We start from the raw sequence: 13,178 nt of genomic DNA, 5'->3' as shown, positions 1-13,178 counted from the left end.
TGCTTTAAACCGTTTTATACACAAATATATTTTAATATCGTATTGCTTTGATATTTAATTGCAAATTCTTTTTACCCCGCCAATTATTCTCTTCTATCGTATAGCAGATATCAAATTTATGGCCTGCATTAATATAGTCTATGTGTTCCGCTAAACCGAAACCTATACAATCGAACGATACCGAATCGTCTTGTTTTACCACTATTTTGATATGATTGGTGCCCACGATATATCCCGATCCCTGTATTTTGCGCGTGAGAAGAATAGGTGCTTCATTTTGTGGGCCAAAAGGTTCAAATTGCTTTAATAAACGGCAAAATTTAGGATCGATGTCGTTAAGATTTAGTTCCGTTTCTATGAGCACTTCCTGCTGGAGCATCTCGGGCTTAATACTGTTCTGTACTACCGCTTCGAATTTTTCTTGAAACGCCGGTACATTTTCCAAGCGCATCGTGAGACCCGCTGCGTATTTATGGCCGCCGTATTGGTCTAACAAATCGGCACATTCGCTCAATGCTTCGTAAAGGTCAAAACCTAATACGGATCGTGCCGAACCGGCAATGTGTCCATTGGTTTGAGTAAGTATAACGGTAGGACGGTAGTATTTTTCTGTTAAACGCGAAGCCACAATACCGATCACGCCTTTGTGCCAATCGGCTTTGAAAAGTACAGTTGACTTGCGTTGTTTTAATACCTCGTTGTTATCAAGGATATCCAACGCTTCCTCCGTTATTTTAAGATCAAAGCCCTTGCGTACCGTATTCTGATCATCAACTGTCGTCGAATACGCTTCGGCTTCCGCCAACGATTTTGAAATCAATAGTTTTACAGCATCTTTAGCATGTTCGATGCGTCCCGCAGCATTAATACGCGGGCCAATCTGGAAAACGATATCTCCTACAGAAAAATGCCCGCTTTTATTGGAAGAGAGATTGATGAGTGCTTGGAGCCCACAATTTGGATTGGTATTTAATTTTTTGAGTCCAAAATAAGTGAGTACCCGATTTTCTCCAGTAATCGGTACGATGTCTGATGCAATACTCACGGCTACCAGGTCCAGATATTGATACGCAAGCTGCATATCCATATCGTTTTTTTGGACGAAGGCTTGGATTAATTTAAAACCGATACCGCAGCCCGATAGCTCTTTATAAGGATAGAGGCAATCGCTACGTTTAGGATCTAATACAGCTACTGCATCCGGAATGGTGTTGCCTGGAAGATGATGATCCCCGATAATGAAATCAATGCCTTTGCTGTGGGCATATTTGACTTTTTCAATCGCCTTGATACCACAATCCAAAGCAATAATTAAAGAAAAACCATTTTCTGCGGCGTAGTCAATTCCTTTAAAAGAAATTCCGTATCCTTCCAAGTACCGATCGGGGATATAAAACTCCAAACCCGAATGAAAATCACGAAAAAAACTATAGACAACAGAAACGGCAGTGGTACCATCGACATCATAATCGCCGTATATTAATATCTTCTCCTTGTTGCCGATTGCTCTTTCAATTCGCGATATGGCTTTGTCCATATCTCTCATTAAAAACGGATCGTGCAACAGATCGAAGTTTGGACGAAAAAAATGCTTGGCCTGTTGATAGGTTTCAATATCACGGTTGAGAAGTAGTTCGGCTATTACAGCGTTTATACCCAACTCATCACGTAGTTTGTTGGTTTTTTGAACATTGTTTTTTGGCTTAACCACCCATCTTTTTTGCATATTGTTGCCGTTGTATTAACGTGTAAATATACATTTTGTAAACGGGTTTACCTAATAGGTGGCCTTGTTAGGCATAAAAGAGGTTGTGACTTATGATGTTATAATAAATAAAAAAGATATCGAGAATCCTTTTTGTTAAAAGCTTTTCCGAACTCTCTAAATATTTTTGTTAGTTTTGTTTGAAACAGGTGTTCTAAGAAGAATACGAACGTTGTATTTAATTTTTTTGCTATGTCAATAGTTAGAGAAAGCGACTTGATTGGTATAGGTAAGAAGTACCAAATTGAGACGGAAGCCGGTGATAACATGGTGGTTGTTATCCACGACGATGGTAAACGCGAACTTTATCGTTCGGAGGGAGATGACAGTGAAACGCATTGTGTTATGACGCTTTCTGATGAGGAATCCCGTCAGGTGGCGGGTATCATCGGAGGGTTGTCTTATAAGCCCAAAGCGTTGGAAACTATGGAAGTTGCGTTGGACGATTTACGGATTGAATGGTATAAAGTAGGGGTTTCTAGTGATGGTGTTGACAAAAGTATCGGGGAATTGGGCGTTCGGCAACGTACCGGAGCATCGATTATTGCTGCCATTAAGGAAGAAGATACGATCATTAATCCGGGACCAGACTATGTGATTACACCGGGAACAACACTGGTAGTCGCTGGAAAGAAAACGAATATTAAACAATTAAAAGAAATCCTAATTTAATCCTATGCTATCACATACCTTGGTATTAGAAGTTGGTATTGCCGTATTGTTAGTCGCCATTGTTGGTTTGTTGGCCAATAAATTGCGTTTTTCGGTGATTCCATTTTTTATAATAATTGGTATGGTAGTTGGCGAACACGCGCCTCAAATTGGATATATCGACTTCACGTTTACAGAGAGTAAGCCGTTTATCGATTTCATGGGGCGATTGGGGGTACTTTTCCTCTTGTTTTATCTAGGATTGGAGTTTTCTGTAGGACGGTTAATGCGATCCGGAAAATCCATTGTTACGGGGGGCATAGTTTATGTTTTTCTTAATTTTATCTCGGGTGTCCTGATAGGATGGCTCATGGATCTTCCTTTTAAGGAAATGATGGTGCTATGTGGTGTCATGACTAGTTCATCGACGGCAATTGTTGCGAAAGTGCTGACCGATTTGAAACGGACAGCGAATCCCGAAACGGAGATAATTATGGGGATGATTATGTTTGACGATCTTTTTATCGCCATGCATATCTCTTTCCTCTCGGGATTGATTCTGACCGGAGGAACTTCCTTTTGGTCGGTGCTGGGAACATCCCTGCTAGCCCTAGGTTTTATTTTGACGTTTTTGATATTAGGACGGAAGCTTGTTCCGGCCATTGATCGGCTTTTACAGGATAAATCGCCCGAGCTATTTATCTTAATCATATTCAGTTTGTTGTTTATCATTGCGGGATTTTCAGAAACGATACATGTTGCGGAAGCAATCGGAGCGTTGATGGCTGGGTTGGTGTTTGCTGATTCCCGTTATATTAAGAAGATTGAAGGGGTGATCGCGCCCTATCGTGATTTCTTCGGAGCGATGTTCTTTTTTAGTTTCGGATTATCTATTGACATGTATACTTTAGGAGGAGCTGTAGGTTGGGCTACATTGGCAGCGGCTATTACTATCATTTGCAATGTGGCGTCGGGGTATTTCGCTGCCAGATTTTCGGGCAGAAAACCCAAAGCTTCATTTGACATAGGGTTTACGCTTTCTGCAAGGGGAGAATTTTCTATTATTATGGCGAATATTGGAAAAGCAGGGGGCTTGCTCCCCATTCTACAATCTTTTGTAGTAGTTTATGTGCTTATCTTATCTATCGTATCGCCTTTACTGACCAAAGAATCCCGTACATTATGGACTGCCTTGTTCGGAAAAGACGCCCCTCCTTTAAAACAGAAAAAGACATTAGAACAGCTGGAAAAATCAGCGGGAAAGTCTTCTTCTTAAAGAAAACCTAGCTCTAATTTAGCCTCCTCGCTCATCATGTCTTTTGTCCAGGGTGGGTCGAATGTGAGTTCCACAAGGGCCTCCTTAACACCTGGGACAGCCGCTACTTTTCGTTGTACTTCTTCCATGATCTCACCTGCAACAGGACATCCCGGAGCAGTTAGTGTCATGACAATCTTCGCTATACCGTCTTCTTTTGTGATAATCTCATATACCAAACCTAAATCCAAGATATTCGCTGGTTTAAGTTCAGGATCATATACGGTCTCTAGTTGTTCCTGTATGGCAGTTGCCAGATTCAACCTATCCATGATGATGATATTGCTCATGTTTTTGTGATTTTATGATAAAGATCTGTCAACTGATTCATGACAGGAGCCTTTGTGAATTTTTCTTCATATAGTGTATACGCATTTCTGACAATGTCGTCTTTTTTATCCGAATTTTCAAATTTCTGAATGGCGGATAATAAGCTTTCCATTTGATAGGGATCAAATAACCAGCCTGTTTTATCTGGGATAATCACATCAGGAATAGCACCGAGATTACTTGCTAAAACCGGAGTGTGGGTAGCCATTCCTTCGATAATTGTCAACGGAACCGCCCCTTCATAACATACCGACGGTACTATTAACGCTTTGCTGTTTGCTAATATCTGTATCGTTTCTTGCTTATTTTTTTGCCCCAGAAGTTCTATGTTATTGCAGTTTTTGATTATATCGCTGACATTTTTTGTAAGAGGGCCGTCACCCACAATCTTTAATATTTTATCACTTTCTTTTATAGCCGCTATTAACGGTATAATTCCTTTTTCCGCAGATAATCTGCCGATAAATAAATAGTAATTACCTGTATGCAGACTATTTATGGAGAGGTCTACAAAGTTAGGTTTAACGATAAACTGTTTTGGAATAAATTTTTTGCCAGAAGATAAAAACAGGTCTTTGGAAAAATCGGTAAGTGTTATGAAGCTGTCAATGGACTGCCAGGTTCCTATTTTCCAATGTATAAAATGAGTCAATGTTGTCCAAAATGTTTTGACACGAGAGTTATCCAATATTCCCAGTTTGATTCCTTTCCACGGGAAATTTTTCGAGATACTATCTACGTACAGTTTGCCTCGAAAAAATAGTGTTGCGGATGGACAAAGTAACCTGAAGTTATGAAGCGTCATGACCACCGGAATCTGTTTCTTTTTTATGGTTCTAATGATGGCAGGCCCCGTTGCATAATATAGATTGTGAATGTGCACAATGTCTGGAGCAAAGCTTTTGATGCTTTCTTTCACTTTTCGAATGGCATAGATATTCCAAGGGTAGGCGAGAAATTGTAGTAGCCCACGCCAGCCTTTTTTATTCTGAAAGGTTAGTGTTTTTACAACATGTTCTTTTTCTAATTCCTCGACTTCCTGTCGAAAAACAGTATCTTCGCCTCCTGCATGTTGATAGAAATTATGAATAACAAGAATACGCATAGAACATAGGATTTTCACAAAGATACTATTTCCCATTTTATCCTTATCTTCGCGTATCATTTTTTAGCTATGTTCCAAGAGTCAGTACACGCAAAAGCTTTTCAGAATTATTTAGAGAAAGCTGATTTCCCGCATACCCCGCAACATTTATACGATCCAATTCGCTATATATTGTCTTTATCAGGTAAGCGGATACGCCCACTATTGGTATTGATGGGAGCAGAGCTTTTTGATTCTTCTGTTGTCGAGCAAGCCTTGCCTGCAAGTGCCGCCATAGAGTTTTTTCACAATTTTTCCTTAATTCATGATGATATAATGGATGTTGCCCCTTTACGGAGAGGAAAGCCTACTGTACATCAAAAATGGAACGATAATGTGGCTATACTATCGGGTGATGCATTGCTAATTAAAGCGTATCAAGAACTAGCGAAATGCCCTATAGACAAGATCCCCGCGTTGCTTCATCTTTTCAACACCACGTCATTAGAGGTTTGTGAAGGACAACAATTCGATATGGATTTTGAAGAACGAGCACAAGTAAGCGAAACAGCGTATATCGACATGATACGACTGAAAACATCTGTATTGCTTGGTTGTGCATTGCAAATGGGCGCTATTGTCGCGGGCGCAGATGAACGATCACAAACATTGCTTTACGACTTTGGCGTAAACTTAGGAATTGCTTTCCAATTGCAAGACGATATATTGGATGTATATGGAAATCCCAAAAGTTTTGGTAAGCAGATAGGCGGTGATATACTGTCGAATAAAAAGACAATTCTTTTTGTAAAACTGCAAGAACTTATTTCTCCAACAGATCAGGAAGAATTGGAATATTTGCTTAAACAGAATATCGATAGCGAACCGGAAAAAGTAGATAAAATGATCGGCTTATACGCTAAATATGATATTCAGACGTTAGCTATATATCAGAAAGAAAAATTTACGACTATTGCTTACGAAAAACTAACGGAAATTCAAGTGGAAGCAGATAAAAAGGAAGCTCTTTTTTCTCTTTCGGACGCGCTGATGCATCGAGTACAGTAACCTTTTGCGGTTAAAAATTGATAAAACTCTAGTTTTTTAGTAAATTGTCAAAACATCAATATAACAAAAATATTAAGTTGCGCATGGCAGATATGGAACCGGTTAAGATAACGATATTTCAAGCATACTTGTTTTGGGAGAATGTAGAGAAAAATTTAAATAATTTATCATTGCGGCTATCTGCGTTGAAGGAAAAAACAGATTTGATTCTCCTGCCAGAAATGTTTAATACCGGCTTTACCATTAACGTTGAAAAGTGCGCGGAAAAAATGGATGGTCCAACGATGCATTGGATGTATGAACACGCTAAAGCTTATAATTGTGTTGTTGCGGGGACACTGATTATTGAGGAAAATGGACATTATTATAACCGTTTCGTGTGGATGTCTTCCGATGGAAGTTTTGTACATTACGACAAGCGCCATTTATTTGGGATGGCAGAAGAAGACAAAGTTTTTACGCCCGGAAATTCCCGTATTGTTTTAAATCTTAAAGGTTGGCGGGTGTGTCCTATGGTATGTTACGATTTACGTTTCCCCGTTTGGTCTCGAAATTTAGGAAACGCTTACGATTTACTAGTCTATACCGCTTGCTGGCCAGATAAACGTTCTGCACATTGGCGAGCACTCATTCCGGCACGCGCTATTGAGAATCAATCCTTTGTAATCGGTGTAAATCGTGTGGGGTACGACGGTAACGAAATCTATTATTCGGGTGGTTCAATGTGCATTTCCCCTAATGGAGATGTAGTCTACTATAAGCCCGAAGATGAAGATTTGTATACGTTTACGTTAAATCCAACTGATTTGATTAAAGCCCGGGAGCAATTTCCGTTCCTAGCTGATGCAGATGATTTTTCCATGTAATATCTCTTGCAAGTCTTTTAGAAGAAAAAATCTACTGATAAGGGTTTGTTTAATTATTGATAGGGTCTGTTTAATATGGCAGATTGTATCACAGCCTGACGTAAGTCGAAAGGTACAACATCTTCTTCTTCTTCGATTTCGGGAACGACTTTCATCGCTGCTTTCTTACGATTCACTTCGGCAAGTCTTCCATCGGTTGTCTTTTTCACTTCTTTCGGAATGTCGCGTAAGCGCTCTGCTTTTTTTGTGGGAATTGGAATGAATGTTGTCGGTTCAATGACAATAGGTTTCGGTTGTTGTTCGTATGTTACAGGAGGCGTTGGTGGTGGTACCTGCGGCATACGTCGACGTGCTTTCTCTTGCTCTTTCTGATATTCCGTGTAAATTTTATAAATGATACCACCGATAATCAACAATGCAGGTAAGAAGTTCTCCATAAGGGTAAATTTAATTAAATTTTAGAAAAAAGTCAAACCTAAATAAATTTATTTTATATGCAATATAATCGCGTCTGCATATAAAATAAATTCTATTTTGCTTTCCTCTGCCATCAAAGGCTATTTTATAGAGGAAATATTAGATTTTATTTGCATTGTATTTAGTTTTTTGGTTTGTTTGTATATACAATTATTCTAACCCAATATTATCCGATATGAATGACAATTTTGAAGATACGGACGAATTTTTTTCTTTCTTAACAGGAAAAGCTTACGCTGCCTTGGGTAGACGCTTACAACGAAATCTAAAGGAAGAGGGCGTAAATATTACCTCGGAGCAATGGTCTCTCTTATATTATTTATGGATGGAGGAAGGACGAACCCAGCAAGAACTTGCTTGTTTAACTTTTCGTGATAAACCGAGTGTATCTCGTCTAATCAATAATCTCGAAAAGCTTAAATTGGTGATTCGTGTCAACGACAAAGAAGATAAGCGTACGAATCTCATTTTCTTAACAAAACAAGGGCGCCAAATGAAGGAAGCCTGTTTGCGCCAAGCAAAAAGAACTATCGACCAAGCGTTGGAAGGCGTGACCAGAGAAGATATGGTAAAAGCACGTAACACACTAGATGTTTTGTACAGTAATTTGTCGTAAAATGGTAAGGGAAATTAATTATTATATTTCCTCCGTTTGAAATGCACTGTGGCTATTGACCAGCTTTCCGGTATCTTTAAAGTAGATTTCTTGAAAACTCAAGGTGGTTACACTGTCGACCTTGCGGAAAAATTTATCTGCGGAGACTTCGTCCAATGTTTTAAATCCACAAGCTTCCATAATTTCTACTGTAGCACGTAACGTGTTACGGTGAAACTGTGCTACCCGTATATATTTATCTTCCACATCAAGAGCTTTATATAGGTGAGGACGCTGGGTTGCCACACCGACAGGACATACGTCTTCGTTGCATTTTAATGCTTGGATACAACCTAATGCAAACATCATTCCTCTGGCACTGTAACATGCATCTGCACCTAAAGAAATAACTTTTAATAAATCAAAACCGGTAACAATACGGCCCGAAACGATCAATTTTATATGTTTCTTTAAACCGAATTTGATAAGTGTAGTTGTGACGAAAGACAATGCATCATATAAAGGCATACCTAAGTTGTCTGTAAATTCCAGTGGAGCAGCGCCTGTTCCCCCCTCTGAGCCGTCAATGGAAATAAAGTCAGGAAATATCTGTGTGGTTAACATCGCATGACAGATGTCGATAAACTCTTGTTTGTCTCCCACACATAGTTTAAAACCGACAGGTTTATATCCTGATAGCTCGCGTAATTGCTGGATGAAATGTATCATGCCCTCGGGGGAGTTGAAAGCGCTATGTGCCGGAGGTGACATTACATCTGTCCCGGGAATTACATGACGAATAGCAGCTACTTCGGGTGTGTTTTTTGCTGCAGGCAATATCCCTCCGTGACCAGGTTTTGCGCCTTGTGACAATTTTAGTTCAATCATTTTTACATAAGGACGATTCGCCTTTTCTGCAAATAATTCAGAATCAAACATGCCCATTTCGTTACGACAACCGAAATATCCTGTACCTACCTGCCAAATTAAATCTGCTCCGTTGATATGATACGGGCTAATTCCCCCTTCTCCTGTATTGTGTGCAAAATTTTGTAAAGCTGCTCCCTTATTGAGGGCAGTAATAGCTGTTTTACTTAACGCACCATAGCTCATAGCAGAGATATTGAATACACTGAGACTATAAGGTTGTTTGCAAAAATGATTGCCGACGGCTGTTCGCAAGTTATGGTTTTCGATATGGCAAGGAAAGACAGAATGGGCGACCCACTCATTGCCTGCAGCTTGTGGATCAGACTGCATTCCGAAGGCTACCGTTTCTCGTTCATTTTTAGAACGTTGATACACGATAGAGCGCTGTCGGCGATTAAACGGACGTCCATCTGTATCGGACTCCCAAAAATATTGTCGCATCTCTGGACGGATGCTTTCAAAGAAAAACCGGAAATAACCTAAAATAGGATAATTGCGTAAAATCGCGTGTCTACTTTGATAGCTGTTGTAGAAAGCTAATATCATTAATGGGAAAGGAATGATAAGTAACCAAAACCAGCGTGGTGTGAAGACAACACCAAAAGAGAAGATGACGAGATTGATGACAACTATCGTTAACAGAATAAGTTTTCTAACTGCCATATTTTTATATGATATATTTTACATTGCGTAACACCCTTATGACTAGCAAACCGCGAGCCATTAATAACCATGTCCTCACAGTTATATACAAAATTAGAAAGTTATTAGATGAAAGTGAAAAAACAAGCAGGTTCGTGAAAGATTTATCGGTTTGGTAATATTCCTGCTGTTAACCCTTGTTTCTGATGATTTCTTCGGTTAATTGTTGATATATTTTGAGCCAATATGGGTTTTTCATGAGAAACTGTAAATGCTTTTTGATCGTTTCTGTGTCTCCACGCATAGCCGGGCCCGTTTGTACGTCTTTGGGTATGTGTTTTTGCACGTTTTGTGCTGTTTCCAAAATAATAGGTTTTAGTAAATCAAAAGACAGGTTTTGTTCTTGCATGATGTTGTAAGCTGTCTGAAAAAGCACATTACTGAAATTATTGACAAATACGGCTGCTATGTGCAATGCTAGGCGCTGTTCACTATCACATAAGAAAGATTTGGCAGAAATATGTCGCATCAACTCAAGAAGACGATCGGAGATTTCTGTATTAGCACCTTCTATTCCAAAAGGGATGTTCTTCAAAGAAGTAGAAATATCTTTGCGAAGACTTTGGGCGGGGTAGACAACGCCATATAAAGGAAAATGTGCTAATATATTGATGTCCGCTGCGCCGGAGCAATGTACTACTATTCCTTTAACAGGTTTTGGAAGCGTATCAACTATCTGTTGTATGGCTTGATCTGCGACAGCGATAAGATATAAATCTGCGCTATCGGTGATTTCGCTAACCACGTCTACTGTGTCGGCGTTTAAAACAGAAGCCAATGCATTTGCATTGGCCTTATCTCTGCTATACACTTGTAAAATTTGGTGTCCAAGTGCGTGGAAAGCTTTTCCTATATGTGTAGCCACATTTCCACTACCTAAAATAACAATGGTCATTACACAGGATTTTGTTTAGAGATCTTTGCATCTTTTAGACGACGATAGATGGCCATCATGAAACCGATGGTCATAATGATCGTGCCGGCCCAGAAGAAGTTGATATAAGGGAATTTAATTGCTTTAAAAACAATCCATTTTTTCTCCGGTAACGGCTTTTGATACAGCATAATTTCCAATTTATCCTCTTTTGGTAGGATGTTCGTAAAACGGAAACGAAGCCCTTGTTCCGCGACATCTTTATTAAAATCATAACTGTGTCCATCCTTTATTAGGAAAATTGGTTCTATATTATATTCTTTTTCGTCCGCAGCAATGACCTTAATTTTCAATCCGACAATAATATCGTCCGCTCCTTTAGGAATATTATTCAACGTAGCATCTCTATTAATGCCCTCAATGATATAAAACCCATTTCTGTAACGCAGCGTATCACCAATGCCCACCTGATAGGTTGCGGGTTCATCATAATCTTCATAGCCGGTCTGCTCTTCAGCCGGAATGTTTTCCGCTTGCACCTGTGATTCTGCGGCTGCTGCGGTGATCAAGGTATAAATATCATGTGTCAGGTAGTGGCGGGTATCGGGCGTACCGATTAGACCTCCCATTTCGGGGTTGTGTTGTGCAAATGGACGTAATACAAACGATTCCTTTACATTCCCCGTCTCCTCATCGATGCGTTCATATAAAATTTTATAATACACATTAGGAGGAGCTACACTATCGCCGACATAGGTAATTCGGTAGTTCCCCATTTGTTTAGGCTCACCCTCTGTCAAAAACAGATTTTCGCCCGGGTCGGAGAATTTGTCACCTTCCTGGCCAAAGTTCTGTACTTGTATGTAGCGGCTCTCATTAATCGAGATCACCTCGTTTGTTGCCGCAGCGATAAGTGCTCCCAATAGCAATAATGCAAATCCGATATGTGCAACAGCAGATCCTGCTAATCGCCATTTACCTTTCAACGCATCGCCGAAAACACGCATATTCGCTAATAGACAAAATATACAAGTCAACGTCAACAGGATATACATCACGTTGGTATATGTCTTCGTGAAATAAACAATTATAGCACTTAGTATAACCGCAAATAGAAAAGAGGCTAATGTAGATGCCCAAAATTTCTTAGGATCTGTTTTTTTATATTTTAAAAATTGTGTGAATGCTGTTACGAGCATAATCACCACGGCAAAAGCACCTTGCCATTTGTTATAATGTGGAATGGGATCTACTGGAGGAGCGACTTTTGTGCCAAACAAAGCATTAAATACCGGAATAGAGGTAGTTGCTATCATTTGTATGCAAGCGACCGTTAATACTAACCCGCCAATAAATAACCAGAATTCGCGGGAATAGATATCTTCTTCTTGTTTGGAAGATGGCATCTCTTTGTTTCGCCACACGAGCATTACGACCATCAATACCAGATAAATGAGATTGAAGACGATGAGCTGGCCCGACATCCCTAAGCTGGTAAAGGAGTGAACTGATGTTTCTCCCAATATGCCACTTCTTGTGAGGTAGGAAGCATAAATGACGAGTACAAAACTAATCATCGTTAATAAAGTAGCTGTAAAGAATCCATGTCCTGAATTGCGATAAGCAAGCATTACATGGACAGCAGCGATTAATGTTAACCAAGGAATAATCGATACATTTTCTACCGGATCCCATGCCCAGAAACCACCGAAATTCAGTGCTTCATATGCCCAGAAAGATCCCATAATAATACCTGCTCCTAAAATCATAACAGCAAAAAGTGCCCAAGGTAATCCCGGTTTCATCCACTCTTTGTAACGCCTAAGCCAAAGACCAGATGCTGCGTACGCAAAAGGAACAATCATGGAGGCAAAGCCGAGAAATAAGGTAGGAGGGTGAATAACCATCCAGTAGTTCTGTAATAAGGGATTTAATCCGCGTCCATCTCCAATCATACTTAAGTAATCAGGTCGGGTAAAAACTGGGCCTTGCATAGCATCCCGTAGCAGAATAAAAGGGGAACTCCCGATACGGGATCCCAATATTTCTACGCCGATCAACATAGAGCCCAAGAAAACTTGACACAGCATAACGAACGTCATAACCGGTGCTTCCCAACTTTTGGCCTTAAATACGAGGATAACGCCTAATACGATTTGCCAGAACATCCAGAGCCAAAAACTCCCTTCCTGTCCTTCCCAAAAAGAAGAAATGATGTAGTGGGTCGGGAGTGATTTTGAAGAATGCGCCCAAACGTAGTGGTATTCAAAATAGTGATTGTAAATGAGGTAGAATAGAATGGTACCAATAGCCACAACAGAGACTAAATTAGTCCAAAAGCCAATCCGGGCAAGTGTTTTCCACGATTTAACCTCGGGTTCACGTGTAGCGAAAAAATAGCTGATAAGTGAAAAAAGGGCAGCACCAAAGGAAAGAATCACAAAAAACTGACCGATTTTTCCCGGTAAAAGATGTTCTCCAACGTAGTTAACGTCCATTGTTCAAAATAAATGTAAAAAAT

12 protein-coding genes are annotated in these 13,178 nt (G+C 39.8%); 5 read left to right on the top strand and 7 right to left on the bottom strand.

Features of this window, described 5'->3' with window-relative positions; all coding sequences use genetic code 11:
* Window positions 1-31 precede the first annotated feature (31 nt).
* On the bottom strand, window positions 32-1,726 hold the full coding sequence (gene recJ, locus EWE74_RS19070; RefSeq protein ID WP_130143256.1) for a single-stranded-DNA-specific exonuclease RecJ: 1,695 nt from the start codon (window positions 1,724-1,726) through the stop codon (window positions 32-34).
* Window positions 1,727-1,957: 231 nt separating this feature from the next.
* Between recJ and EWE74_RS19065 the strand changes: the two genes are divergently transcribed.
* Window positions 1,958-2,437, top strand: coding sequence for a cation:proton antiporter regulatory subunit (locus EWE74_RS19065; RefSeq protein ID WP_130143255.1), 480 nt, complete (start codon window positions 1,958-1,960; stop codon window positions 2,435-2,437).
* Window positions 2,438-2,441: 4 nt separating this feature from the next.
* Window positions 2,442-3,692 carry a cation:proton antiporter gene (locus EWE74_RS19060; RefSeq protein WP_130143254.1) on the top strand — a complete coding sequence of 417 codons (1,251 nt, stop codon included), beginning with the start codon at window positions 2,442-2,444 and terminating at the stop codon, window positions 3,690-3,692.
* Here EWE74_RS19060 and EWE74_RS19055 read toward each other — a convergent pair.
* Both EWE74_RS19055 and EWE74_RS19050 read right to left on the bottom strand, forming a co-directional pair.
* On the bottom strand, window positions 3,689-4,021 hold the full coding sequence (locus EWE74_RS19055) for an iron-sulfur cluster assembly protein (protein ID WP_130143253.1): 333 nt from the start codon (window positions 4,019-4,021) through the stop codon (window positions 3,689-3,691). The genes EWE74_RS19060 and EWE74_RS19055 overlap by 4 nt on opposite strands.
* Window positions 4,018-5,226, bottom strand: a complete 1,209-nt coding sequence (locus tag EWE74_RS19050) for a glycosyltransferase family 4 protein (protein WP_239018722.1) — start codon at window positions 5,224-5,226, stop codon at window positions 4,018-4,020. The genes EWE74_RS19055 and EWE74_RS19050 overlap by 4 nt, the downstream gene beginning before the upstream one ends.
* A gap of 9 nt (window positions 5,227-5,235) precedes the next feature.
* Between EWE74_RS19050 and EWE74_RS19045 the strand changes: the two genes are divergently transcribed.
* Window positions 5,236-6,213, top strand: coding sequence for a polyprenyl synthetase family protein (locus EWE74_RS19045; protein ID WP_130143252.1), 978 nt, complete (start codon window positions 5,236-5,238; stop codon window positions 6,211-6,213).
* Between the two features lie 92 nt (window positions 6,214-6,305).
* Window positions 6,306-7,079 carry an amidohydrolase gene (locus tag EWE74_RS19040; RefSeq protein WP_130143350.1) on the top strand — a complete coding sequence of 258 codons (774 nt, stop codon included), beginning with the start codon at window positions 6,306-6,308 and terminating at the stop codon, window positions 7,077-7,079.
* Window positions 7,080-7,132: 53 nt separating this feature from the next.
* On the opposite strand, the gene EWE74_RS19035 is transcribed toward EWE74_RS19040, so the two are convergent.
* The gene (locus EWE74_RS19035) at window positions 7,133-7,516 is read right to left on the bottom strand and encodes a hypothetical protein (protein WP_130143251.1); all 384 of its coding nucleotides are present in this window, start codon (window positions 7,514-7,516) and stop codon (window positions 7,133-7,135) included.
* A gap of 215 nt (window positions 7,517-7,731) precedes the next feature.
* Between EWE74_RS19035 and EWE74_RS19030 the strand changes: the two genes are divergently transcribed.
* Entirely contained in the window at window positions 7,732-8,172 is a 441-nt protein-coding gene (locus EWE74_RS19030; RefSeq protein ID WP_130143250.1) for a MarR family winged helix-turn-helix transcriptional regulator, read from the top strand.
* Between the two features lie 21 nt (window positions 8,173-8,193).
* Here EWE74_RS19030 and EWE74_RS19025 read toward each other — a convergent pair whose 3' ends face one another.
* From EWE74_RS19025 to ccsA, 3 genes are all read right to left on the bottom strand, one after another.
* Complete coding sequence (locus EWE74_RS19025; RefSeq protein ID WP_130143249.1) at window positions 8,194-9,744, bottom strand: FMN-binding glutamate synthase family protein; 1,551 nt, start codon at window positions 9,742-9,744, stop codon at window positions 8,194-8,196.
* A 169-nt stretch (window positions 9,745-9,913) separates the two neighbouring features.
* Window positions 9,914-10,678: a Rossmann-like and DUF2520 domain-containing protein gene (locus EWE74_RS19020; RefSeq protein ID WP_130143248.1), complete on the bottom strand. Its 765-nt coding sequence runs from the start codon at window positions 10,676-10,678 to the stop codon at window positions 9,914-9,916.
* Complete coding sequence (gene ccsA / locus EWE74_RS19015) at window positions 10,678-13,155, bottom strand: cytochrome c biogenesis protein CcsA (RefSeq protein WP_130143247.1); 2,478 nt, start codon at window positions 13,153-13,155, stop codon at window positions 10,678-10,680. Before ccsA ends, EWE74_RS19020 begins: the two co-directional genes overlap by 1 nt.
* Between the last annotated feature and the right edge of the window lie 23 nt (window positions 13,156-13,178).

It is taken from the genome of Sphingobacterium corticibacterium (assembly GCF_004208525.1).
GTDB lineage: Bacteria > Bacteroidota > Bacteroidia > Sphingobacteriales > Sphingobacteriaceae > Sphingobacterium > Sphingobacterium corticibacterium.
The sequence above is the reverse complement of the archived record's forward strand: the minus strand, read 5'-3'. Positions and strand labels throughout refer to the sequence as shown.

Excerpts from the sequence above, each read along its gene's own strand:
- recJ (WP_130143256.1), bottom strand. The coding sequence starts at position 1,726 with ATGCAAAAAAGATGGGTGGTTAAGCCAAAAAACAATGTTCAAAAAACC.
- EWE74_RS19025 (WP_130143249.1), bottom strand. The coding sequence starts at position 9,744 with ATGGCAGTTAGAAAACTTATTCTGTTAACGATAGTTGTCATCAATCTC.
- EWE74_RS19060 (WP_130143254.1), top strand. The coding sequence starts at position 2,442 with ATGCTATCACATACCTTGGTATTAGAAGTTGGTATTGCCGTATTGTTA.
- EWE74_RS19020 (WP_130143248.1), bottom strand. The coding sequence starts at position 10,678 with ATGACCATTGTTATTTTAGGTAGTGGAAATGTGGCTACACATATAGGA.
- EWE74_RS19050 (WP_239018722.1), bottom strand. The coding sequence starts at position 5,226 with ATGATACGCGAAGATAAGGATAAAATGGGAAATAGTATCTTTGTGAAA.
- EWE74_RS19045 (WP_130143252.1), top strand. The coding sequence starts at position 5,236 with ATGTTCCAAGAGTCAGTACACGCAAAAGCTTTTCAGAATTATTTAGAG.
- ccsA (WP_130143247.1), bottom strand. The coding sequence starts at position 13,155 with ATGGACGTTAACTACGTTGGAGAACATCTTTTACCGGGAAAAATCGGT.
- EWE74_RS19065 (WP_130143255.1), top strand. The coding sequence starts at position 1,958 with ATGTCAATAGTTAGAGAAAGCGACTTGATTGGTATAGGTAAGAAGTAC.
- EWE74_RS19035 (WP_130143251.1), bottom strand. The coding sequence starts at position 7,516 with ATGGAGAACTTCTTACCTGCATTGTTGATTATCGGTGGTATCATTTAT.
- EWE74_RS19055 (WP_130143253.1), bottom strand. The coding sequence starts at position 4,021 with ATGAGCAATATCATCATCATGGATAGGTTGAATCTGGCAACTGCCATA.
- EWE74_RS19030 (WP_130143250.1), top strand. The coding sequence starts at position 7,732 with ATGAATGACAATTTTGAAGATACGGACGAATTTTTTTCTTTCTTAACA.
- EWE74_RS19040 (WP_130143350.1), top strand. The coding sequence starts at position 6,306 with ATGGAACCGGTTAAGATAACGATATTTCAAGCATACTTGTTTTGGGAG.